The 24,517-nt window shown below is 63.5% G+C and carries 22 protein-coding genes; 15 read left to right on the top strand and 7 right to left on the bottom strand.

Translation table 11 applies throughout. The features are described from left to right. Positions 1–33 precede the first annotated feature (33 nt). Positions 34–1,146, top strand: a complete 1,113-nt coding sequence (locus ACP15R_RS12005) for a Ppx/GppA phosphatase family protein (RefSeq protein WP_424986648.1) — start codon at positions 34–36, stop codon at positions 1,144–1,146. 72 nt (positions 1,147–1,218) lie between these two features. After that, a complete protein-coding gene (locus ACP15R_RS12000) occupies positions 1,219–1,935 on the top strand; it encodes an RlmE family RNA methyltransferase (protein ID WP_424986647.1) in 717 nt (238 codons plus the stop codon). On the opposite strand, the gene ACP15R_RS11995 is transcribed toward ACP15R_RS12000, so the two are convergent. Continuing rightward, a complete protein-coding gene (locus tag ACP15R_RS11995) occupies positions 1,925–2,794 on the bottom strand; it encodes a YihY/virulence factor BrkB family protein (RefSeq protein WP_424986645.1) in 870 nt (289 codons plus the stop codon). The two genes, ACP15R_RS12000 and ACP15R_RS11995, sit on opposite strands and share 11 nt — an antisense overlap. 205 nt (positions 2,795–2,999) lie before the next feature. Between ACP15R_RS11995 and ACP15R_RS11990 the strand changes: the two genes are divergently transcribed. After that, entirely contained in the window at positions 3,000–4,127 is a 1,128-nt protein-coding gene (locus ACP15R_RS11990; protein ID WP_424986644.1) for an AI-2E family transporter, read from the top strand. Beyond that, on the top strand, positions 4,124–5,275 hold the full coding sequence (locus tag ACP15R_RS11985) for an acetoin utilization protein AcuC (RefSeq protein ID WP_424986643.1): 1,152 nt from the start codon (positions 4,124–4,126) through the stop codon (positions 5,273–5,275). Before ACP15R_RS11990 ends, ACP15R_RS11985 begins: the two co-directional genes overlap by 4 nt. Positions 5,276–5,286: 11 nt before the next feature. On the opposite strand, the gene ACP15R_RS11980 is transcribed toward ACP15R_RS11985, so the two are convergent. Further along, on the bottom strand, positions 5,287–5,748 hold the full coding sequence (locus ACP15R_RS11980; RefSeq protein WP_424986642.1) for a potassium channel family protein: 462 nt from the start codon (positions 5,746–5,748) through the stop codon (positions 5,287–5,289). A gap of 177 nt (positions 5,749–5,925) precedes the next feature. Between ACP15R_RS11980 and ACP15R_RS11975 the strand changes: the two genes are divergently transcribed. Genes ACP15R_RS11975 through ACP15R_RS11965 form a run of 3 tightly spaced genes read left to right on the top strand, consistent with a single transcriptional unit; the run spans position 5,926 to position 10,026 of the window. Beyond that, entirely contained in the window at positions 5,926–6,582 is a 657-nt protein-coding gene (locus ACP15R_RS11975) for an ABC transporter ATP-binding protein (RefSeq protein WP_424986641.1), read from the top strand. Next, the gene (locus ACP15R_RS11970; RefSeq protein WP_424986640.1) at positions 6,579–8,987 is read left to right on the top strand and encodes an FtsX-like permease family protein; all 2,409 of its coding nucleotides are present in this window, start codon (positions 6,579–6,581) and stop codon (positions 8,985–8,987) included. Before ACP15R_RS11975 ends, ACP15R_RS11970 begins: the two co-directional genes overlap by 4 nt. Further along, positions 8,977–10,026 carry a lipocalin-like domain-containing protein gene (locus ACP15R_RS11965; RefSeq protein WP_424986639.1) on the top strand — a complete coding sequence of 350 codons (1,050 nt, stop codon included), beginning with the start codon at positions 8,977–8,979 and terminating at the stop codon, positions 10,024–10,026. Before ACP15R_RS11970 ends, ACP15R_RS11965 begins: the two co-directional genes overlap by 11 nt. On the opposite strand, the gene ACP15R_RS11960 is transcribed toward ACP15R_RS11965, so the two are convergent. Next, positions 10,017–10,940 (bottom strand): dihydrodipicolinate synthase family protein, encoded by a 924-nt coding sequence (locus ACP15R_RS11960; protein WP_424986638.1) that lies wholly within the window; start codon positions 10,938–10,940, stop codon positions 10,017–10,019. The genes ACP15R_RS11965 and ACP15R_RS11960 overlap by 10 nt on opposite strands. A 262-nt stretch (positions 10,941–11,202) precedes the next feature. Between ACP15R_RS11960 and ACP15R_RS11955 the strand changes: the two genes are divergently transcribed. Next, entirely contained in the window at positions 11,203–12,084 is an 882-nt protein-coding gene (locus tag ACP15R_RS11955) for a hypothetical protein (protein WP_424986637.1), read from the top strand. A 44-nt stretch (positions 12,085–12,128) separates the two neighbouring features. Here ACP15R_RS11955 and ACP15R_RS11950 read toward each other — a convergent pair whose 3' ends face one another. The 3 genes from ACP15R_RS11950 to ACP15R_RS11940 all read right to left on the bottom strand — a co-directional run bounded on the left by ACP15R_RS11950 (position 12,129) and on the right by ACP15R_RS11940 (position 15,272). Continuing rightward, positions 12,129–13,451: a calcium-binding protein gene (locus ACP15R_RS11950; protein ID WP_424986636.1), complete on the bottom strand. Its 1,323-nt coding sequence runs from the start codon at positions 13,449–13,451 to the stop codon at positions 12,129–12,131. A gap of 760 nt (positions 13,452–14,211) precedes the next feature. Next, positions 14,212–14,772: a hypothetical protein gene (locus tag ACP15R_RS11945; RefSeq protein ID WP_424986635.1), complete on the bottom strand. Its 561-nt coding sequence runs from the start codon at positions 14,770–14,772 to the stop codon at positions 14,212–14,214. 86 nt (positions 14,773–14,858) lie between these two features. Beyond that, positions 14,859–15,272 carry a DUF6314 family protein gene (locus ACP15R_RS11940; protein ID WP_424986634.1) on the bottom strand — a complete coding sequence of 138 codons (414 nt, stop codon included), beginning with the start codon at positions 15,270–15,272 and terminating at the stop codon, positions 14,859–14,861. Between the two features lie 120 nt (positions 15,273–15,392). On the opposite strand from ACP15R_RS11940, the gene purB reads away from it, so the two are divergent. The 6 genes from purB (at position 15,393) to ACP15R_RS11910 (ending at position 20,837) form a co-directional block, all read left to right on the top strand. Further along, entirely contained in the window at positions 15,393–16,697 is a 1,305-nt protein-coding gene (purB, locus tag ACP15R_RS11935) for an adenylosuccinate lyase (protein ID WP_424986633.1), read from the top strand. A 146-nt stretch (positions 16,698–16,843) separates the two neighbouring features. Then, positions 16,844–17,002, top strand: a complete 159-nt coding sequence (locus ACP15R_RS11930; RefSeq protein ID WP_424986632.1) for a carbohydrate-binding module family 14 protein — start codon at positions 16,844–16,846, stop codon at positions 17,000–17,002. Positions 17,003–17,105: 103 nt separating this feature from the next. Next, the gene (locus ACP15R_RS11925) at positions 17,106–17,630 is read left to right on the top strand and encodes a tetratricopeptide repeat protein (protein ID WP_424986631.1); all 525 of its coding nucleotides are present in this window, start codon (positions 17,106–17,108) and stop codon (positions 17,628–17,630) included. 76 nt (positions 17,631–17,706) lie between these two features. Then, complete coding sequence (locus ACP15R_RS11920; RefSeq protein ID WP_424986630.1) at positions 17,707–18,795, top strand: flagellar motor switch protein FliG; 1,089 nt, start codon at positions 17,707–17,709, stop codon at positions 18,793–18,795. A gap of 272 nt (positions 18,796–19,067) precedes the next feature. Continuing rightward, positions 19,068–19,937 carry a DMT family transporter gene (locus tag ACP15R_RS11915; protein WP_424986629.1) on the top strand — a complete coding sequence of 290 codons (870 nt, stop codon included), beginning with the start codon at positions 19,068–19,070 and terminating at the stop codon, positions 19,935–19,937. Positions 19,938–19,946: 9 nt separating this feature from the next. Then, the gene (locus tag ACP15R_RS11910; protein WP_424986628.1) at positions 19,947–20,837 is read left to right on the top strand and encodes a lysophospholipid acyltransferase family protein; all 891 of its coding nucleotides are present in this window, start codon (positions 19,947–19,949) and stop codon (positions 20,835–20,837) included. Here the strand turns inward: ACP15R_RS11910 and ACP15R_RS11905 are convergent. Then, the gene (locus tag ACP15R_RS11905) at positions 20,834–21,535 is read right to left on the bottom strand and encodes a DUF1223 domain-containing protein (RefSeq protein WP_424986627.1); all 702 of its coding nucleotides are present in this window, start codon (positions 21,533–21,535) and stop codon (positions 20,834–20,836) included. The genes ACP15R_RS11910 and ACP15R_RS11905 overlap by 4 nt on opposite strands. A gap of 195 nt (positions 21,536–21,730) precedes the next feature. On the opposite strand from ACP15R_RS11905, the gene acnA reads away from it, so the two are divergent. Further along, positions 21,731–24,478, top strand: coding sequence for an aconitate hydratase AcnA (gene acnA, locus ACP15R_RS11900; protein ID WP_424986626.1), 2,748 nt, complete (start codon positions 21,731–21,733; stop codon positions 24,476–24,478). The last annotated feature ends 39 nt before the right edge of the window (positions 24,479–24,517 follow it).

Genomic DNA, 24,517 nt, shown 5'->3' with positions numbered 1-24,517 from the left:
GTGAAGGCAACTTGAAATCGGAGGGCGTGAAGAATGGCGCCCAAGCGTCCCAATGGTGCGGGCGCGTTCCCGAAAGCGGTCGAAAGCCCCGCGCCGAAAGCGCCCGATCCATCCGAGCTTTATGCCGCGCTGGATCTGGGCACCAATAGCTGCCGCATGCTGGTTGCCCAACCCAAGGGCAGCGGGTTTCATGTGGTGGACAGTTTCTCCAAATCCGTGCAGCTTGGCTCGGGTCTGGAGCGGACCGGGCGGCTGTCACGGTCGTCGATGGCACGCACGGTCCAGGCCCTGCGGATTTGCCAGCAGAAGCTCAAGCGCAACAAGGTTCTGCGAATGCGCCTTGTCACCACCGAAGCCTGTCGGCGGGCCAAGAATTCACGCGAATTCATCCGCCAGGTGCGCCGCGAAACCGGCCTGTCGCTCGAGGTCATCCAGCCAGAGGAAGAAGCCCGGCTGGCGGTGATTTCCTGCGCGCCACTGGTCAGCACCAAGACCGAGCAATTGCTGGTGGTCGATATCGGCGGCGGCTCGACCGAGCTGGTCTGGATCGACATCAGCTCGGTTCCGCGCCGGGACCGGCCCAAGGCGATCATGCGCCTGCATGCGGGATTCCACCCGCCCGAAAGCCCGTTTCCCGCCGCGAAGGTGGTTGACTGGATCAGCGTACCACTGGGCGTGGCGACCCTGCGGGACCAATTCCAGGATGTCGAGGACGACGCGGCCCGCTTTGCCTTGATGAGCTGGTTCTTCGAAGAGAACCTCTCGGAATTTGCGCCCTACAAGGATATTCCCGCCCGCGAAGGCTTCCAGATCATCGGCACCTCGGGCACCGTTACCACCGTCGCGGCCAGCCATCTCGGGCTCAAGCGATATGACCGCACCAAGGTTGACGGGTTGCGCATGAGCAGCGACCAGATCGACAAGGTGATCCGCAACTACCTGCGCCTTGGTCCCGCCGGACGCCGCAAGGACCCGCGCATCGGCGAAGACCGGCAGGCGCTGATCATGTCGGGTTCGGCGATCTTGCAGGCCCTGCTGCGGTGCTGGCCGACCGATCGGCTGTCGGTTGCGGATCGCGGGCTGCGCGAGGGGTTGCTCTATGCGCAGATGAGCGCGGACGGGGTTCTCGAAGACGGTCCGTTCTAGGGCATCGCCGCCGCCTTGCAGCCATCCGGCCGGGGCAGTAGAGACCAAAGCGATACGAATTGGGTGAGCACCATGGCCAAGACGCCGACAGGAAAGAACACGTCCGGACGCGGACAGCGCGACCTCAAGGTCAAGGTCAAGTCGGCGCGGGGGCGCAAGCTGAGTTCGACCCTGTGGCTGCAACGGCAGCTGAACGATCCCTATGTCAAACGCGCCCAGGCCGAAGGATATCGCGGGCGCGCGGCGTTCAAGATCATGGAACTGGATGACAAATATCGCTTTCTCGTGCCCGGCGCGCGGGTGGTCGACCTGGGCTGTGCCCCCGGCGGCTGGCTTCAGGTGGCGGTGAAACGCATCAACGCATTGGGCGAGAAAAAGGGCAAATCGGTGGGCCGCATCATCGGCGTCGATCTGCAAGAGGTCGAACCGGTGGCGGGCGCCGAGATTCACCAGCTCGATTTCATGGAAGACGATGCCGACACCCAGGTCAAGACGTGGCTGGGCAGCGCCGCCGACGTGGTCATGTCGGACATGGCCGCGGCGTCGTCGGGGCACAAGCAGACCGACCACCTGCGGATCATGGCACTGTGCGAGGCGGCGGCCTGGTTTGCCTTTGACGTGCTCGAAGAGGGCGGCACTTTTGTCGCCAAGGTGCTCGCCGGCGGGGCCGAGGGCGAATTGCAGAAACTGCTCAAGCAGAAATTCACCAGGGTCGCGCATGTGAAGCCGCCCTCGTCCCGCTCGGACAGTTCAGAGAAATTCGTCGTGGCGATGGGGTTCAGGGGCTGAGCCGTGCCCGGTCCTGTTTCGCCCGCTTTTCCAGCGCGCCGTTGAATTCTGCCCCAAGGATCAACAGGGCCGACATCAGGTAGAGGAAAATCAACGCCACCATCACCCCGGCCAGCCCGGCATAGGTGGCGCTGTAGCTGGCGAAACGGGCGAGATAAAAGGAAAAACCGGTGCCCGCCAGCCCCCAGAGCAGGATGGTCAGTATCACGCCGGGCAAAATCTGCGACAGCGTATGGCGATGCCCCGGCAGCCAGATGTGACAGGCGGCCACCCCCGCCCCGAGCAGCACCACCGCGAGCAGGGTCGCAAAGGTATCGCTGGCCAGCCATCCCATCACGTCAGAGGGCACCACATCCGCGACAAAACGCAGGTAGAGCGGCACCGCAAGCCCGATGGTGGCAACCGCCATCAACAGCGCGCCGCCGACCAGAACAAAGCTCATGCAGATCAACCGGGATTTCCAGAACGGACGCGGCTCGGTGTCGCGATAGGCCTGGATCATCGCCTTGCGCACCGCGTCGATTCCGTTCGAGGCGAAATAGACCGCCAGCACCCCACCCACCGTCAGCAGGCCGGAATTGGCCGAAGCCAGAACCGAGCGCACTTCGGAGGTGATGGGTTGGGCGATTTCGTCGGGCCAGGACCCGAAAACCAGGTCGATCAGGTTGTCCACGTCAATGTCCTGCGACAGCGACGCGGCCAAGGCCACCACGAACAGAACAAAGGGAAACAGCGCCATCATCATCGACATCGCCACGTGACTGCTCATTACCCAGCCGCCCTTGGCATTGAACCGCGCCGCCGCATCGACAAGCGCGCGTGCCATCAATGTGATCGTGGAAAATGCGGTCGTGTTCACGGCGGGTCCTGGTCCGGTTGAATCGGCGAAGATGAGCGGTCTGCCCCATGCGCCGGAACGCCGGGGCAATCGCGGAGAGGTTGCACAACCGCGGCACGGGATGCAACATCGCCCGGTGACTTTCATCGGTCACGGTCAGACAATGGGCGATCCATGGGCACGGGCCGCGACACGCCGGCCCCGGATCGGGCGAACAGGTGGCAAGGTGAATTCTCGGGACCCGTCAGGCACGACCCCGCATACCGCGCGCAAATCGGCGCTGGCCTTTTGGCGCGACATCCTGCTGATCGCGACGCTGGTCATCAGCGGGCTTTATGCCGGTGCCGGGTTTCTCATGCCGCTGGCGCTGGCGGCTCTGATCTTTGTTCTCATCACCGCGCTCAGCGACCGGATCACCGGGCTGCGGATCGGCGGCTGGCATCCGCCGCGCTGGCTGGGCTATCTGCTGGGCACCACGGCGGCGCTCATGGGGCTGTTCGCGGTGACCTCGGTACTGGCCAGCCAGGCCTCGCAATTCGCCCGTGCCCTGCCCCATTACGAGGCCCAGATGGATACGGCGCTGGCGCGCATCGCCGGTCTTCTGGGTGAAGAGATCGTGGCCTTTATCCGCACGAATTTCATACAGATCGACATGTCGCGCCTCGCGGTCAGCGCCATCGGCAGCGCCGGTTCCTTTCTCAGCACGTTCTTTCTCATCTGCCTTTACGTCGTGTTCATGATCGGCGAGCGCACGGTGTTCGGCGTCAAGATCGAACGCGCCGCACGCGACCGGAAACTGCGCAACGAGATCCACGGCATCACCGACGCCATCAGCAGCAGCCTGCAACGCTATGTCAGCGTCAAATCCTTTGTCAGCGGCCTCACCGCCCTGTTCAGCTATGCGGTGTTCCGCTGGCTGGGCCTGGAATTTGCCGAGACCTGGGCGGTGCTGACATTTGCATTGAACTTCATCCCCTCGATCGGTTCGGTGCTGGCGGTGATCCTGCCCGCGCTGGTGGCGCTGGTTCAATTCGACACCGTCTCGCCGTTTCTGGTCATCGCGCTTGGATGCGGCACGGTGCAGTTCCTAATCGGCAACTTTCTCGATCCGGCGCTGACCGGTCGGTCGCTGAACCTGTCGACCTTCATGGTGATCCTCGCCCTGACCTTCTGGTCGGCGATCTGGGGACTTCTGGGTGCCTTCATGAGCGTTCCGCTGACGGTCTGCCTGCTGATCGTATTCGCACAGATCCCCGTCATGCGCCCGGTTGCGATCCTGATGTCCAAGGATGGGCAATTGGCCAGCGCAACGGATACGGCGGCCGGAACCTCTGACGGGTCTGCATCCACATGAGCGACGCTCCCGACCCGATCTTTGTCGGCGCACGGATCTACCGCGCGTCGAGCTTTGCACCAAAGCACCCGCTTGCCATTCCGCGCGTGCCCTCGGTCACGGATCTCTGCCGCGCCATGAACTGGTTGCCTGCTGAACAGTACCGCCCGAGCCCCCGTGCCAAGCCGGTGGTCTTGCGGGCCTTTCACACCGCGGACTACGTTGCCGCGCTGCAAGCCGCCGAACACAGCCAGCAGGTCAGCCAGGCCATGCGAGACCGCCACGGGCTCGGGACGTTTTCGAACCCGATCCATCCGCACATGTTCCGCCGCCCCGCGACCTCGGTGGGCGGGGTGCTGCTCGGAGCAGCGCAGATCGCCAATGGCGGCGTCGCCTATGTGCCGGGCGGCGGCACCCATCACGGCCTGGCCGACCGGGCCAGCGGGTTCTGCTATCTCAATGACCCGGTCCTGGCGATCAAGGCGTTGCAACGCCAAGGGCTTGGCCGGATTGTCTATGTGGATATCGACGCCCACCATTGCGACGGGGTCGAGACAGCGTTCCTGGGGGCGCAGGACGTGCGCCTGATCTCGGTACACGAGGAAAACCGCTGGCCGTTTACCGGCGCGCTTGCGGATACCGCCGGGGGCGCGAGCTTTAACCTGCCGGTGCCGCGCGCCCTGAACGACACGGAATACGCGCTGATCCTCGATCGGGTCCTGCTGCCCGCCGTGGCACAGTTCCGCCCCGACGCGGTGGTGCTGCAATGCGGCGCGGACGCGCTGCTCGAGGACCCGCTGGCGCGGCTGGAACTCTCCAACAACAGCCATTGGGCCACCGTCGCCGCGCTGCGTGAGCTAAGCCCGCGCTTTCTGGTTCTGGGCGGTGGCGGTTATAACCCGTGGTCGGTTGCACGCTGCTGGACCGGGGTCTGGGCGACACTGTGCGGGGCCGCGATTCCCGACGAATTGCCACCCGCCGCGCGCCGGCTTCTGGCGGGGATGACATGGAACCGGCGGGCGGGTTTGCAGCCACCGGCGCATTGGATCAACAACCTGCGCGACGCTCCCCGGCATGGCGCGATCCGCGACGAAATCCGGGACAGGGTACAATGGCTGGCCCGCCGGCTGGCTGCGGAATTCACGCCCGTTCGGTTGCCATGCGATTGAACCGCCTCTGGTCACTGGCGCTTGCCGCGCCCCGGATGGTGATCCCGGTGGTCAGCGGCCAGCAACCGGTTGGTCACCGCGACAAGGAACGCGGTGCTCAGCCCAAAGCTCAGCAGGCCGGTCACCGCCGCGAAGGTCGCGAAAATCCGTGCCTCGGGCCCAAGTACAATGTCGCCATAACCAAGCGCCGTGAACGTCACCAGCGAGAAATACACCGATTCGTTCCAGCTCGGGAATATCCCGAAGATCAGCCACAGCGTCGACCAGATCCAAACCTCGATGGTCAGCGCAAAGATCAGGATGCCAAGCGCAAGCATCAGCATCACGGCAATCCGCGGGGCCAGGGTGCGATGGCGGATGCGTTGCGTCACGGCTTCGAGCACACGCGCACAAAGAGCAAGACAGCCCACATGGATCAGCAGGCAAATCCCGAGTATCGCGCTTCCCCAGAAAATCTGATGAACGACTGTCATAGGTGCAAGGTCCGTTTCTGCATTGCGGCACGACTATATCGCCGGGTGAAGGCGGGGGCTGTCAATGGCTGAGGCTGATTTCGGCCGTAATCGCGACATCTTGGCCCCATCCGCGCTCGGTGGTGGACAGCGGCGCAATCCGCGCCATCATCCGTGCAGGATAAGGAAAGGCATCACGTGTTGCTGACGGTGCGAGACATCCTCAAACGATACCCCGGCGCGGATCCGGAACGCCCGGTTCTGAACGGGGTGTCACTTGACCTAGCGGCGGGCGACACGCTGGCCCTGACCGGCGAGAGCGGTTGCGGCAAGAGCACGCTGTTGCATCTGGTGGGGGCGCTGGACGGGTTTGACGCGGGCGAAATCCATCTCGATGGCAAGGCATTGTCGGGCATGGATGACGCGGCACGGGCGGCATTGCGACGCAGGACGGTGGCATTGGTGTTTCAGCAATTCAACCTGATCCCGTCGCTGAACATCGCCCAGAACCTGGCCTTTCACGCGCGGCTTGCCGGACGCGACGACCCGGCGCATGTGGCGTTCCTGGCCGAGCGCCTGGGGTTGGCCGATCACCTGCACCGCTATCCCGAGCACCTGTCGGGCGGCCAGATGCAACGCGTTGCCATCGGCCGGGCGCTTGCCCTGCGTCCCAAGCTGTTGCTGGCGGATGAACCGACCGGCAACCTTGATGAACGCACCGGCGACCTGGTGTTCGAACTGATGCTGGACCTGGTGCGCCAGTCGGGGGCCGCGCTGTTCCTGGTGACCCATTCCAGCCGCATTGCCGAACGGCTCGACCGGCAACTGCACCTGAGCCGCGGGCGCGTGTCATGAGGCGGGCGGGTCTGGCTGCTCTGCTGTCCCATTGGCGCAAACAGCCGTTGCAACTGGTGACGCTGGTGTTCGGTCTGGCGCTCGCCACCGGGTTATGGTCAGCGGTGCAGGCAATCAACGGGCAGGCCCGGCTAAGCTATGCCGAGGCGGCGGAACAGCTCGCCGCAGGTCGCCTTGCCAGCCTTGCCGCACCGACAGGCCCGATCCCGCTCGCGCGGTATGTCGCGTTGCGCCGCGCCGGCTGGCAGCTCGCCGCGGTGCTGGAGGGCCGCCTGCGACCGGGTGGCACGGCGCTGCGCTTACTCGGGGTCGACTCGCTCAGCTTTCCGGCGCCGCCGACGCCGGTCTCTGGCGGCGCGAGCCTTGATCCCGCCGACATCCTGACCGCGCCCGGCCGTCTGTTTCTGCACCCGGAAACCGCCGCGCAGCTCGATGGCACGACGCTGCCCGCACCTATCGTCGTGGCGCGCGATGTGCCGGTCGGGATCGCGCTTACCGATATCGCCGTGGCCGAACGGTTGTTGAACCGCCCCGGCGAGATCAGCCGTCTGCTCGTGCTGCCCGATCAGCCGGCTGGCCTTGTCCCCCTTGCCAAACTTGCGCCCGACCTCGTTCTGAGCGGCCCCGAGGACGATGCCGAAATCAACCGCCTGACCGACAGCTTTCATCTCAACCTGACCGCCTTTGGGCTGCTGTCCTTTGCGGTCGGCCTGTTCATCGTGCACGGCACCGTCGGGCTGGCGTTTCAGCAACGGCGGGCGATGTTCCGCTCGCTGCGGGCGCTCGGGATCCCGCTGGCGGTTCTGATGCAACTTCTGCTCGTGGAACTGGTTCTGCTGGCGCTGGTTGCGGGCACGCTTGGCCTGGTCATCGGATATGCCATCGCCGCCGCCCTGCTGCCGGATGTCGCCGCCAGCCTGCGCGGCCTTTATGGCGCATCCGTCGCGGGCAGCCTGACCCTGCGCCCGGTCTGGATTGCCAGCGGTCTTGCGATTGCCGTGCTGGGTGCCCTGGTCGCCGGTGGGCAGGGACTCTGGCAACTGCATCGGCTGCCGATCCTGGCCGCGCCCGGATTGCAAAGCTGGCGGCTTGGCTCGGCGAGACGCGACCGGATGCAGGCGGTTGCGGGTCTCGGCCTGATTGGCGCGGGACTTCTGGTACAGTGGCTCGCGCAGGGGCTGGTGGCGGGCTTTGCCCTGCTGGCGGGGCTGATGCTGGGCGCGGCCCTGCTGCTGCCCCCGATCCTCGGGCAGGTGCTTGGCTGGTGCGCGGCCCGGGCACGGGCTCCGGTGGCGCAATGGGTCTGGGCGGACCTGCGCAGCCACATGCCGGGCCTGTCGCTGGCCTTGATGGCACTGCTTCTGGCGCTGGCCACCAATATCGGCGTCGGCACCATGGTGTCGAGCTTTCGGCTGACCTTTACCGGCTGGCTCGATCAGCGTCTGGCCGCCGAACTCTATGTCACCGCCCGCTCGGACAAGGAGGGCGCGGCCCTGCATCAATGGCTGATCCCGCGCAGCGATGCGGTTCTGCCGATCCGCTATGCGCAAACCCGCCTCGCCGGTCGGCCCGGGCGCCTGTACGGCGTGGTAGATCACGCCGCCTATCGCGATCACTGGCCGCTGATCCGCTCCACGCCCGATGTCTGGGATCGGCTGCACAACGATCGCGGGGCGTTGATCAACGAACAGCTCGCGCGCCGCGCGGATCTGTGGCCCGGCGACAGGATCGCCCTGCCCGCCGGTCAGAGCGCAGAGATCGTCGGCGTCTATTCCGATTTCGGCAATCCGAATCCGCAGGCCATCCTGTCGATGGCCGCGCTGTTGCGCCTGTTCCCGGCAGTATCCAACCGGCAGTTCGGCGTGCGGGTTCCCAGCGACCAAGCCCCAATGCTGGCAAGCGCATTGCGTGCCCAGTTCGATCTGCCGACTACCGCGATTGTCGATCAGTCGACGATCAAGGCGCGCTCGCTCGGGGTGTTTGAAAAGACCTTCGTGGTGACCGGGGCGCTCAATATCCTGACGCTGGGCGTTGCCAGCTTTGCCATCCTGACGTCATTGCTGACCCTCTGGACCCTGCGCCTGCCCCAGCTTGCGCCGGTCTGGGCGCTTGGCCTGACGCGCCGGCGGCTCGCCCGGCTTGAGGTTCTGCGCAGCGTGGCGCTTACCGCGATGACTGCCTGCCTGGCACTGCCACTCGGGCTGGCACTGGCCTGGGTTCTGCTTGCCATCATCAACGTCCAGGCCTTTGGCTGGCGCTTGCCACTTCACCTCTTCCCGCTCGACTGGGCGCGGCTTGCCCTGCTTGCCCTGGGGGCCGGAGCGGTTGCCGCGATCATCCCCGCGCGGCGTCTGCGCAGCACTCCGCCCGCTGACATGTTGAAGGTCTTCAGCAATGAACGCTAGGATTTGCACCGCCATATTCCTGCTGCTCGGCCAGATCGCATCGGCACAGGGGTTTGCCGGGCTGGGCACCGATGCGGAGGGGTTCGCGCTGCCGCAACGGGGTACGGCCCTTGCTTTTCCAGCCGATCACGGCGCGCATCCCGATTTCCGCATCGAATGGTGGTATCTGACCGCGACCCTGACCGGGGATGACGGTCGCGATTATGGCATCCAGTGGACGCTGTTCCGCTCGGCCCTGAAACCGCGCGAAGCGGATGGCTGGCACTCGCCGCAGGTGTGGATGGCCCATGCCGCCGTCACCAGCGAGGACAGCCATCTGTTCGATGAACGCCTCGCCCGCGGCGGAATTGGCCAGGCGGGGGTTACGGCCGCGCCGTTTTCCGCATGGATCGACGATTGGCAGATGACAGGTCAGCCGGACGGCGGCCTGTCCGACCTGCGTCTGACCGCACGGGGCATGGCGTTTCACTATGATTTGCACCTGCACGCGGATGGCCCCCTCGTGCTGCATGGGGATCGCGGGTTTTCGACCAAGACCAAAGACGGGCGGGCCAGCTATTATTATTCCCAACCGGCCTATTCCGTGAGCGGCACCCTGCACCTGCCACAGGGGCCGGTGCGTGTCACCGGTCAGGGGTGGCTGGACCGCGAATGGTCCTCGCAACCGCTGGCCGAGGACCAGAGCGGATGGGATTGGTTCTCGCTCTCTTTTGACAGCGGCGCGCGCATGATGGGGTTCCGTTTGCGCGATGGCAGGGCGGGTTACACCTCGGCAACATGGATCGACGCCGACGGGTCGAGCCGGGCCCTGCCCGACGGAGCGTTCCAGGTCGACCCGGTGGCCACCAGCCTTGTTGCGGGCCGGCGCGTGCCAACCACATGGCGCGTCGCCCTGCCCGATCAGAATCTGGACGTGACGGTCACCGCGCTGAACCCGCAAAGCTGGATGGGCACGTCCTTTGCCTATTGGGAAGGCCCCGTCCGCGTCAGCGGCAGCCACAGCGGCCGCGGTTACCTGGAAATGACCGGCTATGACTGAAGCTCGGCCAACCGACGCTCAAGCCGCGCCATCAGGAAATCCAGATCGCGGACGGTGCCCGCAGACAGGGGCTGGCCCGGGCGTCTCACCGTGTCATGGGCAATCGCCCCGCGCCGCGCCAGGATAAATTTGCGCACCGCCAGCCCCAGGCCCGGCTGGCTTTCATAGCGGATGACCGGCAGGTAGGCGTCAAAGATATCCTGCGCCCGCTCGGCATCACCCGCCTGGTGCGCGGCAACAACCCCGACCATCATTTCCGGATAGGCAAACCCGGTCATGGCCCCGTCGGCGCCGCGCCGCAACTCTTCGGGCAGGAATTGACCGCCATTGCCGCAAAGGATCGAAATCCGCCGCGCGCCGGCCTCGGAGGCAGTGCGCAGCGCCCCGATCTTGTCGAGCCCCGGCCAGTCTTCGTGTTTGAGCATCACGCAATTCGGGCACTCTTCCACGATCTTCAGAATGGTTCCGGCCGAGATGACAACATTCGTCACCAGCGGGAAGTCCTGCAAAACAAAGGGGATATCGCCAAGCGTTGCCGAGACATCGCGGTAATAGCCCAGTATCTGCGCATCGGTCCTCAGCGACCAGGGCGGAGCCACCATGACGCCGACGGCACCGATCTCGATCGACCGCTCCGCCAGCGACCGGATCGCGGCGAGACCGGGCGCCGAGACCCCAACGATCACCGGCAGTTCCGTGCGCCCCACCACCCGCCGGATCACGGTTTCGGATTCGTCCGCCGACAGCTTGCCCGCCTCGCCCATGATCCCGAGGATCGTCAGCCCGGTTGCGCCCTGTTCGGCATAAAACGCCACCATCCGGTCGATGCTGGCAAGATCAAGTGCGCCGTCCGGCAGGAACGGCGTGACGGCGATGGTAAACACCCCCTTCGCGGTTTCATCCAGCCGGTTCATGTCAACGCTCCCCTGCCACAGCCAAGTTGCGGCAAACGCTAGCCAGCGGCGCGGGCAAAGGGAACCGCAAATCGCCACCCGCCACCGGCCTTCGGATCATGCGCCACCGCACCCGAGACAGCGGCGAGATCAACCTGTATCATCGACCGCAGGGCTGCGGCAAATTTCCGCCCAGCCCAGGATTAACGATTTCGTAATCATTAATGAGACAATAATCACGGATTGTTGCAAATTGTTTCCCGCTTGACGATTGGATGCGACCATGGCGCCAGACCCAGCCAATCCTAGCAAAGCCGACCCGCCCGATGGCATGCTGTCATATGACTGCGCCGATATCGCCGATGCCTTTGCGCGGGCGGGATCGCCTGCCCCCTATGTGATGTGGCGCCCGCAGCTTGGCATGGTGGAATGCCGGGCGACGGCGGCGTTTCACGTCGCCTGCGACCGGCTCTCTGCCGATGCGCAGACCATCGCGCTGGATCATCTTGACCTTGCCTATTTCGGCGCGATGAAGGATTGGCTGGCCATTCTGGAACCGGATCCGGAGGAGACCGGCTATCGATACCGGCATTTCGGACAGGGGATCACGCGCTTTTACGGGCGCGACATGACCGGCAAGACAACTGCCGCGTTCCCCGATCATATCCGCCGGTTCTATGACGCGATTTTCAACGACACCCGCCAGCGCAAGGAGCGGGTTCTGACCGTGCACCAACCCCCGGATCAGGTATTCGTGACCCTGTGGCGTCGCCTGATCGTGCCGGTCGTCGACGAAACCGGCGAGGTGGTGCAGTTCCTGACATCCAACAACCCCGAGAATGAATTGCGCGCGGGGCTCGAGATTCTGCCCGCTTCGGTTCTCATCGTGGATGCGGATCATATCGTGCGCTATGCCAACAAGACGGCCCGCCAGAATTTCGACGCGGGCAATTTCGGCCCCTGGACACGGTCGATGTTCGACTATGCGGGGCTCGATCTCGAAATCGCGGAGCGGCCCGACGGCATCCTGGCGCATGGCATCACCCAGACCAGCATCTGCCGCCATATCAAGCACCAGCGCATCGGACAGTTCCACGCCACGGTCAGCGCCGCACTCTACAAGGGTACGGCGTTTTACGTGGTGCTGCTGCAACCGATGAACTGAGACGCGCGCCAGACGGTCCGCAAACCGCCCGGCGCGCACCCGGCTCAGAATATGAAATCGCCGCTGTCCAGGTCAGCCATGCGCACCCCTTGCAGCAGGATCGTCAGCCCGGCCCCGTCATCGATAAAGGCGGTCTGAACCGGCGATGGCGAACCGTCGACATAGAGCGGGGTCTCGGTCAGATGATTCGACACCAGATCATTGAAACTGGTGATCTCGGACACCGCCTTGAGGTTGATCTTTTCCGCGTTGCTCGCCGTATTGAAATCAACGATCACGTCATTGCCGTCATTGTTGCGGAAAATGAACTTGTCATTACCGTCGCCGCCGATCAGCGTGTCGTCGCCCCCCCGGCCCTGAATGGTGTCGGCCCCGCCGCGCCCGTCGATCTGGTTGTCTTTTGAACTGCCGATCAGGCGGTCGTTGTCATTGCGCGACCCGCGGACATTCTCGATGTTGTTCAGGGTGTGGCTGAACTCTTCACCGTTCCAGATTCCGGTGGCCGAGCGCTGGCTCAGGTTGACACTTACCGCCTCGACACCCGACCGGTCATATCTGACCGTATCGATCCCCGCGCCCCCGGAGACGAAATCCTCGCCCTGGCGCAGGATGAACGTCTCGTTTTCCTTGCTGCCATAGATGATGTCGTCGTGATCCGTGGCGCGCAATTGCGAAACATGCCCCTCGCCAACGATGCGGTCGATGGTGAATCCCGGGCTGCCATCGACAACGGTGCCGAATTTCAGGTTGGCAAAGATGCCGTCGGTCTGGTCCATGTAATCCAGCCGCACCGTTCCGCTGGTGCCTTCGATCTGGATCAGGTCCTCGCCTTCGCCGGGCCGGATCTGAATCCAGCCCTGCGCACCGGGATCGATCAGGAACATGTCGTCAAAGGCGGTGCCGATGATCCCCATGCCGCCTTCGGGCTTGGAATAGTCAAGTTGCAGCGCGTTGTTCAGATCCTCGAAGAATACCAGCCCTTCTTCGTCCAGGCCGTTATCGATACGCAGGACGCCAAAATCCTCTTCCCCATCGATAAGCGCAAACAGCCCCAGGGCACCGGCATGCGGCAACAGCGTCAGAAAACCGTCGCCCATCGAAAACGAGCTGAGATCGACGAGATCCTCGCCAAGCCCGACCTCGACCGTTTCATAGGTTCCGCTCAGCAAATAGGTGTCATCGCCCGCGCCGCCGACAAAGTAATTGTCCCCGCTGCCGCCGCGCAGCGTGTCCCGGCCATTTCCACCGTCCAGGAAATCGTTGCCGCCCAACCCTTTCAGAAGATCGTTGCCGCCCAGCCCGCTGATGTTGTCAGCATCCGATGTGCCGTTCAGAATGTCTCTGCTGTTGGTTCCGGTAATATCCATATTCGTCTTCCATTTCGATAACTACGCAATTCCCGCCATGCCCGGCTTGGGAGACCATGACGCCGGGCCAGTCGGCCGCAACATTTGAGAGCCGATCTCGGGCCATCTGACAATCAGAGAATGCCACTTGGTTGACATTTTTCGCGGAGGGCGTGGCCAATTCCGTCGTCGCGGGCAAAGTGACATTCGGCGTTCTCCGTTACCAAAAGATTGACCTGCGCAAGAGTACAGACCGGCAAATCGAGTCATCTTTCAGTTGTTTTGACCCATGTTCCTCCGCCGCCACATACGCGAAACACCCCAGGATCGCGCGATTGGTTTGCGTTCCCTGCACAGCGTCGGGCAACGGGCCCCAAGCTATTTCGTGGCAGCGACCGGTTTCTACACGGGGCGCAATCTGCGGGTCTTTGGCCTATTGTTTCCGGCTGGCGAATCAACGCCTGCGGGGCCGTCCCCCGCCCGGCGGCCGGTGGATCGGCGGACGTGCGGTGGGAGGCCGCGCGATCGGGTGGGACGGGCGCGGCGGTCGGGCACCGGGCGGCGGGCGGTGCCCGGGCGGGCGTGTACCCGGTGGCGGGCGATGCGGTGGCCTTGCGCCGTGATAGTAATAATCGTTCCACAGCATCGAATCGTAATAGATGCCAACGCCGGCATTGACGCTGGTCGACGCGGGATCACAGGCCGACAGAGCCAGCGCAGACCCGGCAAAAGCCAAGGCGATCAACGATTTGCGGAGCATTCCGACAGAACCGGCCATGGGCTATCTCCCCGCCCGAAACGAGGCGAACATGCGGTTGACCCCGGCGATGCCGTCGGTGGGCGATCCGGCCTCGATCACCACGACGGCGATGGCCATGCGATCGCGCGGCAGGTCGATGGCAACTGCGGTGAAACTCACCGCCCGGCCATTGCGCCGCCCATGACCCGCGAGCGTTCTGGCCGCCCGTCCGCCGATCAAGCGCTCGCCCTGCCGCTCGACAACAGAGTCCCTGACGAGGAACGGCCCGATCTCGGCCAGATAGTCCCGTGCATCGCTGAAAGTCCTGACGCCCGGTGGCGACACAAAACCCACCCATACACCCTGCCCGGTCGCGGGCTGCAACCCGATGACGCGGTTCACGGGGCGGGTGTCGCGGGTCCTGGGATCCGCGAGATCGCGCGGCCCGCCCACATGGACGGTCCAGAAATCCGGCGCATCGAAGGTGAACAGCGTACTGCCCCCTTCGGTATAGCTCACCGGGGTATCGGCCCCGGCGGTGGAGGCGGCGAGGCCAAGCGACACCGCCAGGATCGCGGCGGCAAGCGAGGGGAGTGTCGGCATTCCGGCATGTCCTTTGTTCGGCCCGATCCTCTCACCGTGCCGACGATCTGTAAAGATGCTGAAAGCCGGTCGGCCACGGGCACGGATCAGCCGCCGATCCTGCGATAGACACTGTTCATGCGATAGGATTTTCGCGGCCCCGAAACGCGCCAGATCACGCGAAACTCGGGCCATGGTGTGAAATCATATGCGCCGTCATATTGATCCGGCGCGCACCAATGCCCGGTATCACCGCCCATGGGCGGGACATCGTGGAAAAACCGGCCATCGTCGAAATGCACCGACAGGGGCGGGTGCCAGAAATACCGGCGTGTCGCGGTGAACGGGGGGCCATCGCCGATGCGCAGCAGACCGGTTTCCTCCAGGCGCAACCGGTCGCCATCGGCACTCCAGGTCGCATGCCCGTCAAACCGCGCCCGCGTGCCATCCGCATGATCGATCTCGCGCCGCAAGCTCCAGCGGCCGGCAAAATACTGCAAGACACGCGCCCGTTCAGGCATGACACATCCGCATAGTCCGGGCAAACCGTCTCATCTCATCTCTCCCGACTTGTCGCCACGGCACCACCGGTCTATGAGGCGGCGCAAGTCCTGCACAATCACAAAAAGGTGCCGCTGCCAATGATCCCCCGCTATTCCCGCCCCGACATGGTCGCTATCTGGAGCCCGGAATCCAAGTTCCGCATCTGGTACGAAATCGAGGCGCATGCCTGTGACGCCCAGGCCGATCTCGGGGTGATCCCGCGCGAAAACGCAGCCGCTGTCTGGAAGGCCAGGGATGTCGAGTTTGACGTTGCCCGCATCGACGAGATCGAGGCCGTCACCAAGCATGACGTCATCGCCTTTCTGACCCATCTGGCCGAAATCATCGGCAATGACGAGGCCCGGTTCGTTCACCAGGGCATGACCAGCTCGGATGTGCTCGACACCACGTTCAACGTGCAACTGGTGCGCGCGGCGGACATCCTGATCGAGGACATGAAAGGCCTGCTTGCGGCGCTCAAACGCCGCGCGATCGAACACAAGGACACCGTGCGCATCGGCCGCAGCCACGGCATCCACGCCGAACCCACCACCATGGGGCTGACCTTTGCCCGCTTTTATGCCGAGATGGACCGCAACATGGCCCGCCTGAAGGCGGCGCGCAAAGAGATTGCCACCGGTGCGATCTCGGGCGCGGTCGGCACCTTTGCCAATATCGATCCGGCGGTCGAAGAGCATGTCTGTGCCAAGCTGGGACTTGAGCCCGAACCGATCAGCACCCAGGTCATTCCGCGCGACCGGCACGCCGCGTTTTTTGCCGCGCTTGGCGTGGTCGGCAGCTCGATCGAGAACATCGCCACCGAGATCCGCCACATGCAGCGCACCGAGGTTCTGGAAGCCGAGGAATTTTTCTCCAAGGGCCAGAAAGGCAGCAGCGCGATGCCCCACAAGCGCAATCCGGTGCTGACCGAGAACCTGACCGGCCTGGCGCGTCTGGTGCGCATGGCCGTGGTGCCGGCGATGGAAAACGTCGCGCTCTGGCACGAACGTGACATCAGCCATTCCTCGGTCGAGCGCAACATCGGCCCCGACACCACGATCACCCTGGATTTCGCCCTCGCGCGCCTGACCCAGGTGGTGGACAAGCTGGTGATCTATCCCGACAACATGCTGGCCAACATGAACAAGTTCCGCGGCCTCGTGATGAGCCAGCGGGTATTGCTGGCGCTGACGCAAGCAGGCGTATCGCGCGAAGATTCCTACAAGCTGGTCCAGCGCAACGCGATGAAGGTCTGGGAAGAAGGCAAGGATTTCAAGACCGAGCTGCTTGGCGATGCGGACGTGCTCAAAGCGCTGTCGCCCGAAGAGATCGAGGAGAAATTCGATCTCGGCTATCACACCAAGCATGTGGACACGATTTTCGCGCGGGTTTTCAAGGACTAGCACCTGCGGACAATTCCTGCGGTCATGGCCCATATTGGCGCGATCACGCCAATGTGGGCCATTTTCGTTTTGCGATATCCGGCATGCGCGCTACAGTTTCCGGTAATGCCCAAGATCAATGCTCGAAACCTGACTGGAGATCATTCATGACCCTCAAGACTGTCGCAGCAGCCCTGGTGCTTGTTACCCTGCCCGCCCTGTCATTCGCCATGTGCTCGGATCGCGAACACCAGGCACAATCCTGTGCCCCCGGCATGACATGGGATGCGGTATCCCAAAGCTGCGTCGCCCAGACCAGCAGCTGAGACCACGCAAAGGTGACATTGCGCACGCGGAGAGCCGGATTTTCCGCGCGCCTTGTCACGTGTTACCGAATTCCCGTTTGAACTGAACAAGTTGGAGCCGAACATGCGCTTTCTTATCCCGTTGCTGCTCGCCGTGCCGGGGCTGGCCTTTGCCGCCAGTGACGATGCGCCGCCGAAACCGACCAACACCACCAAATCCTGCAAGGGGGTCAAAGTCTGGGACCCGGCGACGCAGAAATGTGTGACTCCCAAAGACGCCTCGCTGGATGGGAACGGGCTCTATGACGCCGCGCGCGAGCTTGCCTATGCGGGCCGTTATGACGATGCCCAGGCTGTGCTGATCGCGATGCCGGATCAATCGGATGACCGCGTACTGACCTATTGGGGGTTCACCCATCGCAAGCTGGGCAATCTCGAACTGGCGAACCTGTTCTATGCCCGCGCGATCGAGCGCAATCCCGACAATATCCTGGCCCGGTCCTACATGGGTCAGGGATTTGTCGAAGAGGGCCGGATCGACGATGCCATCGCGCAATGGCACGAGATCAAGGACCGCGCCGGAGCCGGAAGCTGGGCCGAGGCGTCCTTGCGCGAGGCGATCCGCACAGGGGTGACGTATAGTTACTGATTTTCAGGCTTTGTTTACGGCTTCCGGCCTAGTCTGGCCTGGTTCAAGGATCAGGTCATGAAGGCGCGGCCAGAGCATGCAGCAGCTTACACAGGTTTCCACATTGCCGATGGCGGCAACGGGCAATGTCACTTCGCAATCGCCGGCATCGCCGCCCGTCAGCGCGCTTGATTCCAAGGCCAAGGCGGCGATTGTCGTACGCCTGTTGCTGAACGAGGGCGCGGACCTGCCGCTCGAGGACCTGCCCGATGAGTTGCAGGCCCGGCTGATTCAACAGATGGGGTCGATGGGTCTGGTGGACCGGACGACGCTGTTTTCGGTGGTCGAGGAATTTGCCGGGGTTCTGGATGGCGTCGGGCTGTCCTTTCCCAAGGGGCTGGCCGAGGCGATTTCGGCAATGGACGGCAAGATCAGCCCGCAAACCGCCGCGCGCCTGCGCAAGGAGGCCGGCGTGCGACAGGCGGGCGATCCCTGGGCGCGGCTCAGATCGCTGCCGCTCGAAGACCTGGTTCGCATGGCCCAGGCCGAGTGCATCGAGGTTGCCGCCGTGCTGCTGTCAAAGCTCGACACCGCCAAGGCGGCAGAGTTGCTTGGCGCCCTGCCCGGCCCGCTGGCGCGGCGCATCACCTATGCGGTGTCGCAAACCGGCGATGTCACCCCCGACGCGGTGGACCGGATCGGCCTGTCGCTGGCGTCGCAGCTTGACCACAAGGCCCCTGTCGCCTTTGATGACGCCCCCGGCGCGCGCATCGGCGCGATCCTCAACCAGTCTGCCGCCGCCACCCGTGACGACATGCTGACAGGTCTGGACGAAACCGATCAGGAATTTGCCAGCACGGTGCGCAAATCGATCTTCATCTTTGCGCATATCCCCGATCGCATCCGTCCGCGCGACGTGCCCGGGCTGGTGCGCGCGGTGGAACAGGATGTTCTGGTCACCGCCCTCGCGGCAGCGACCGAAGACGATACCAAGGCAGCGGCGGAATTCCTGCTCGGCAACATGCCCAGCCGCCTGGCGGACAGCGTGCGCGAAGAGGTCGAGGAAAAGGGCAAGGTCAAGGCACGCGATGGCGAGGCCGCCATGACAGAAGTGATCGCGGCAATCCGAACCCAGGAACAGGCCGGTGAACTGGAACTGGTGGTGCCCGAAGAGCCCGAAGAATAACCCATGTGCACCGCAACGGATGCCGCGCTGTTGTACATGTGCGCTTGCAGGCAACACCCGACATGCCGAATGTCCGGATGTCAGGCGGCGGTCCATGATGCCGGATTGACGCCAGAGGCCTGATCCGAACCGGTTCAATCTCAGGTGCCGCCGGCAATGCACGGCAAAACCAAGCCTGAGATGGACAGTGCTGAACATAGCAACTATCACCGGGCCATGACCCAGGTGCAACCGACACGACTTTTCCCTTTTTGCCCACGCATGGCACCGTGATGGGCGATAATATTCTCGGCGATGTGCGCGGTCGGGCCATCCTGCTCATGATCACGGCGATTTTCTGTTTCACCCTGATGGACGCCTCGGCCAAGGCGCTGGCACCGCGCATCGGCATCCTGCCCACGGTCTGGGCGCGGTACACCGGTCAGATGGCGCTGGTTCTGGTACTGATTGCGCCCCGCCTGAAAACCGTGATCCGCACCCGACATCCGATGCTCCAGTTCCTGCGCTCGATCCTGTTGATGGGCGCAACCGCATTCTTTTTCACCGGGATCAGCATGATTCCCCTGTCTGACGCGGCGGCGCTCATGGCGCTGAACCCTGTGCTGATCACGCTCGGCGCGGCGCTGTTCCTGTCGGAGCCGCTCGGGATTCGCCGGATCGGCGGCATCATCGTCGCCTTGATCGGGGCGCTTGTCATCCTTCGCCCCGGCAGCGCGGTGTTTTCGCTGTCCGCACTGCTGCCGCTTGCCGCCGCCGGGTGCTATTCGGCCTATTCGCTGCTGACCCGCCGCCTGGGGCCGGATGAAGATGTCTGGACCTCGCTGTTCTATACCGGGCTGGTGGGCACCGTGTTGCTAACCGCTGCCGTGCCCTTTGCCTGGCAGACGCCCGACCTGACCGCCTGGGGGCTGATCGGGGCGATCACGCTGTTTGGCACGATCGGGCAACTCGCACTGATCCGCGCCTTCAGCCAGGGCGAGGCAAGCATGCTGGCGCCCTATTCCTATACCGGGCTGGTCTTTGCTTCGCTTTGGGGCGCGCTGTTCTTCTCGGAGCTGCCCGACAACTGGACCATGCTCGGTGCCCTTGTGATCGCCAGCGCAGGTCTGTATGTCTGGCATCGCGAGACCTTTCGCCGCTGAGAGCCCTGAATGCCGGCAGAATTTTCTGAACTTTCCCGATCCGAACGCGCCAAGTATTTTACCGCGAACCTGTTCCTGCGCGCCCTGATCGGCGGCTTCAGGCTGGTGCCCTACAAGTTGCGAATTCCAGCGATGGGTTGGCTGGTTGCGCGGATCATGGCGCCTTTGGCCGGATTCGACCGCCGGGTGCGCGACAATCTGAACCTGACCTGTCCCGAGCTTGACCCGGCCGAGATCCGCCGCCTCTGTCGCGCGGTGTCCAACAATGCCGGGCGCTCGCTCATCGAATTCTACTCGGGCCAGGCCTTTGTCGACCATGCCCGCGCCGCGGATATCGGCGGCCCCGGCCTTGCCGCGTTGCAAGAGGCCCGTGACGCCGGGCGGCCCGTCATCCTGATGACCGGGCATTTTGGCAATTACGACGCGGCCCGCGCCAAGCTGATCTCGCTGGGTTTTGACATGGGCGCGCTGTACCGGCGCATGGCCAACCCGTATTTCAACGAACACTACCGCAAGATGCTGACCACCATCGGCACCCCGATGTTCGAACAGGGGCGGCGCGGCATGATCGAGATGGTGCGCCACCTGAAACAGGGCGGCATCATCGCGATTGTCGGCGACCTGCATGTGCAGGAAGGCATCGAGCTCGACTTCTTTGGCCAGCCCGCGATCACGTCAACCGTGCCCGCCGAGCTCGCATTGAAACAGAATGCGGCGTTGATCCCGGTCTATGCAATTCGCCAGCCCGACGGATTGAACTTCCGGATCGAGATGCATGAACCGATTGCCCATTCCGATCCCGCGACCATGACGCAGCAGATCAACGACGATCTCGAAGCCCTGGTACGCGCGCATATGGAACAGTGGTTCTGGATTCACCGGCGCTGGAAGCCCGCCTAATCGGTGGCGGCCGCGGCGACGATCTCTCCCGGGCCGGAATATTGCAGCAAGACAACAGCCGGCAAATCCCCCGTCAGCTCGGTTTCAAGATGAAGCGGCGCGCGCCCATCCCATTCCCCCAGGACCGACCATGCGTCAACCACGTTGGCATAGTCCAGTTCATGCCCGGCATTCTCGCCACGCGTGATCCTGACGGTTCTCAGCGGAGAAAACCGCACGAGTTGAACGCTCATCGATCCTGCCGGCGATTGGCCAAGACGTTCGGCACGGATCGACAATTGTGATCCCCTGCGTGTCGCCGACAGGGCGATTTCCGGCTTGCGCGCCTTCTGGCGTTCAATGATCTCGGCAACGTCCATGGCATGGGCGCCGACCACGTCATCGACCCCGTTGATGATCATTTGCGGCGTATAGATCATGTCGCGTCCGCCGACATCGGCATAGCCACGTTGCCGCCGGGCATTCGTGGCCAGCGCATATTCGTCTTTCCAGCCGATATAATCCCAGTAGTCCACATGCAGCGCCAGCGCGATGACATCGTCGCGCGCCGCCAGCCGGTGCAGGATGGCGTCGGCGGGTGGACAGGAGGCACAACCCTGCGAGGTGAACAATTCAACGACAACGCTGTGTTCCTGTGCCCTGAGCGGCGTGGAAAGGACGGCACAGACGACAAGCATTGCCGTGACGAAGAGTTTCATGGTGGACCCGCATTTCAAGTTGCCCCGACAGGTCTAACCACGCGGCTGGCAAATGGCCAATCAAGGTTTTTTGAAATTCCGTGGCCGGCGTCCGGTGTCGCGCCACGGAGGATCGCTATTGATCCGCCGCCGCTCCTGATGCAGACAAAAGTGAGCCAATTCCGAAATCCACGACTCTCAAGAGGGAGGCCACAGATGCCCATCACCGTTGGACAGGACACAGCCAAGGCACGCAAGTCGCTGAGCGTCAATGGCAAGACCATTTCCTATTATTCCATCCCCGCCGCCACCGAGGCCGGGCTTGGCGATTTTTCCGACCTGCCGGCGGCCTTGAAGGTCGTTCTTGAAAACATGCTGCGATTTGAGGACGGCAAGACCGTCAGCGTGGATGACATCCGTGCCTTTGCCGAATGGGGCAGGAACGGTGGCAAGAACCCGCGCGAGATCGCCTATCGGCCCGCCCGCGTGTTGATGCAGGATTTCACCGGGGTGCCCGCCGTGGTCGACCTTGCCGCGATGCGTGACGGGATCAAGGCCCTGGGGGGGGATGCGCAAAAGATCAACCCGTTGAACCCGGTGGATCTCGTGATCGACCATTCGGTGATGATCGATGCATTCGGCAATCCGCGCGCCTTTCAGATGAATGTGGATCGCGAATACGAGCGCAACATGGAGCGCTATACCTTCCTGAAATGGGGGCAGACCGCGTTCGACAATTTCCGCGTTGTGCCGCCGGGCACGGGGATCTGCCACCAGGTCAACCTTGAATACCTGTCCCAGACCGTCTGGACCGACACCGATCAGCACGGCCAGGACGTCGCCTATCCCGATACGCTGGTTGGCACTGACAGCCACACCACCATGGTCAACGGCGCGGCGGTTCTGGGCTGGGGTGTTGGCGGGATCGAGGCCGAAGCGGCGATGCTGGGCCAGCCGATCTCGATGCTGATCCCCGAGGTTATCGGTTTTAAACTGACCGGCAAGATGGTCGAGGGCACCACCGGCACCGACCTGGTTCTCAAGGTGGTCGAGATGCTGCGCGCCAAGGGCGTCGTCGGCAAGTTCGTCGAATTCTATGGCGACGGGCTTGACGCCCTGCCGCTGGCCGACCGCGCCACCATCGCCAACATGGCTCCGGAATACGGCGCCACCTGCGGGTTTTTCCCGATTGACAACGAAACCCTGCGCTATCTGCGCAACACCGGGCGCGACGAGGACCGTATCGCGCTGGTCGAGGCCTATGCCAAGGAAAACGGGTTCTGGCGCGGCGCGGAGTATGCGCCGATCTATACCGATACGCTTGAACTGGACATGGGCACCATCGTGCCCGCGATTTCCGGCCCCAAACGCCCGCAGGATTATGTGGCGCTGACGGCGGCGGCGTCGTCGTTTGAAAAGGTCGTCGCCGATTTCCGTGGCATCGACATCGGCCAGCAGGCCAAGGAAATGCTCGATGAAGGGCCGGCAGCAACGAAACAGGTCGAGATCCGCAAATCCGCCGGGGTCGAGGGCGAGGATTATCAGCTGCGTGATGGCTCGGTTGTCATCGCCTCGATCACCTCCTGCACCAACACGTCCAATCCCTATGTGATGATCGGCGCAGGGCTGGTGGCGCGCAAGGCGGCGGCGCTCGGGTTGACCCGCAAGCCATGGGTCAAGACCTCGCTGGCACCGGGATCGCAGGTTGTCTCGGCCTATCTCGAAGCGGCGGGGCTTCAGGATGATCTCGACAAGATCGGGTTCAACCTTGTTGGCTATGGCTGCACCACCTGCATCGGCAACTCGGGACCCTTGCAGCCGGAGATCTCGAAATCGATCAACGAGAACGATCTGATTGCCACTTCGGTCCTGTCGGGCAACCGCAATTTCGAGGGCCGGATCAGCCCGGATGTGCGCGCCAACTATCTTGCCAGCCCGCCGCTGGTGGTGGTCTATGCGCTGGCCGGTGACATGAATATCGACATCACCAGCGAACCGATTGCCCAGACCCCCGAGGGCAAGGATGTCTATCTGAAAGACCTCTGGCCCTCGGCGCAGGAGGTGGCCGAACTGGTCGAGCAGACCGTGACGCGCGAAGCGTTCCAGTCGAAATATGCCGACGTGTTCAAGGGCGACGAGAAATGGCAGGGGGTCGAGGTGCCGCAACAGGAAACCTATGACTGGCCCGCAACCTCGACCTATATCCAGAACCCGCCCTATTTCCAGGGCATGTCCAGGGAGAAGGGCGTCATCACCAATATCGAGGGGGCACGGGTTTTGGCGTTGTTGGGGGACATGATCACCACCGACCACATCAGCCCGGCGGGATCGTTCAAGGACAGCACCCCGGCGGGCCAGTATCTGATCGAGCGTCAGGTGCCGGTGCGCGAATTCAACTCCTACGGCTCGCGCCGGGGCAACCACGAGGTCATGATGCGCGGCACCTTTGCCAATATCCGCATCAAGAACGAGATGCTGGACGGTGTCGAAGGTGGCTATACCAAGGGGCCCGATGGCGCGCAGACATCGATCTATGACGCGGCCATGACCTATCAGGCACAGGGGGTGCCGCTGGTGATCTTTGGCGGCGAGCAATACGGCGCGGGTTCGTCACGCGACTGGGCGGCCAAGGGCACTGCTCTGCTCGGGGTCAAGGCGGTGATCGCCGAGAGCTTTGAGCGCATCCACCGCTCGAACCTGGTTGGAATGGGCGTGATCCCCTTCGAATTCACCGGCGGCGACACCCGCAAGTCCCTTGGCCTGTCCGGCGATGAAACCGTTTCGATTTCGGGGCTCGACACGATTTCCCCGCTCGAAACCGTGCCCTGCACCATCACCTATGCGGATGGAACGACCAGGGACATCCAGATCAAGTGCCGGATCGATACCGCGATCGAGATCGAGTATATCGAACATGGCGGCGTGCTGCATTACGTGCTGCGCGATCTGGCCAAGGCCGGTTGAGGTGAACGCCAAAGCACATCCCGGCCGCCTCGCCGAGGG

The organism is Microbulbifer sp. S227A, from assembly GCF_049800935.1.
Note: the sequence above shows the minus strand (reverse complement) of the source record. Positions and strands in the feature narration are given on the sequence as shown.

Coding starts and splice junctions, on each gene's coding strand:
- ACP15R_RS12005 (WP_424986648.1), top strand. CDS start 34: ATGGCGCCCAAGCGTCCCAATGGTGCGGGCGCGTTCCCGAAAGCGGTC.
- ACP15R_RS12000 (WP_424986647.1), top strand. CDS start 1,219: ATGGCCAAGACGCCGACAGGAAAGAACACGTCCGGACGCGGACAGCGC.
- ACP15R_RS11985 (WP_424986643.1), top strand. CDS start 4,124: ATGAGCGACGCTCCCGACCCGATCTTTGTCGGCGCACGGATCTACCGC.
- ACP15R_RS11925 (WP_424986631.1), top strand. CDS start 17,106: ATGCGCTTTCTTATCCCGTTGCTGCTCGCCGTGCCGGGGCTGGCCTTT.
- ACP15R_RS11960 (WP_424986638.1), bottom strand. CDS start 10,940: ATGAACCGGCTGGATGAAACCGCGAAGGGGGTGTTTACCATCGCCGTC.
- ACP15R_RS11915 (WP_424986629.1), top strand. CDS start 19,068: ATGGGCGATAATATTCTCGGCGATGTGCGCGGTCGGGCCATCCTGCTC.
- ACP15R_RS11940 (WP_424986634.1), bottom strand. CDS start 15,272: ATGCCTGAACGGGCGCGTGTCTTGCAGTATTTTGCCGGCCGCTGGAGC.
- ACP15R_RS11905 (WP_424986627.1), bottom strand. CDS start 21,535: ATGAAACTCTTCGTCACGGCAATGCTTGTCGTCTGTGCCGTCCTTTCC.
- ACP15R_RS11955 (WP_424986637.1), top strand. CDS start 11,203: ATGGCGCCAGACCCAGCCAATCCTAGCAAAGCCGACCCGCCCGATGGC.
- ACP15R_RS11920 (WP_424986630.1), top strand. CDS start 17,707: ATGCAGCAGCTTACACAGGTTTCCACATTGCCGATGGCGGCAACGGGC.
- ACP15R_RS11970 (WP_424986640.1), top strand. CDS start 6,579: ATGAGGCGGGCGGGTCTGGCTGCTCTGCTGTCCCATTGGCGCAAACAG.
- acnA (WP_424986626.1), top strand. CDS start 21,731: ATGCCCATCACCGTTGGACAGGACACAGCCAAGGCACGCAAGTCGCTG.
- ACP15R_RS11930 (WP_424986632.1), top strand. CDS start 16,844: ATGACCCTCAAGACTGTCGCAGCAGCCCTGGTGCTTGTTACCCTGCCC.
- ACP15R_RS11965 (WP_424986639.1), top strand. CDS start 8,977: ATGAACGCTAGGATTTGCACCGCCATATTCCTGCTGCTCGGCCAGATC.
- ACP15R_RS11980 (WP_424986642.1), bottom strand. CDS start 5,748: ATGACAGTCGTTCATCAGATTTTCTGGGGAAGCGCGATACTCGGGATT.
- ACP15R_RS11910 (WP_424986628.1), top strand. CDS start 19,947: ATGCCGGCAGAATTTTCTGAACTTTCCCGATCCGAACGCGCCAAGTAT.
- ACP15R_RS11945 (WP_424986635.1), bottom strand. CDS start 14,772: ATGCCGACACTCCCCTCGCTTGCCGCCGCGATCCTGGCGGTGTCGCTT.
- ACP15R_RS11950 (WP_424986636.1), bottom strand. CDS start 13,451: ATGGATATTACCGGAACCAACAGCAGAGACATTCTGAACGGCACATCG.
- purB (WP_424986633.1), top strand. CDS start 15,393: ATGATCCCCCGCTATTCCCGCCCCGACATGGTCGCTATCTGGAGCCCG.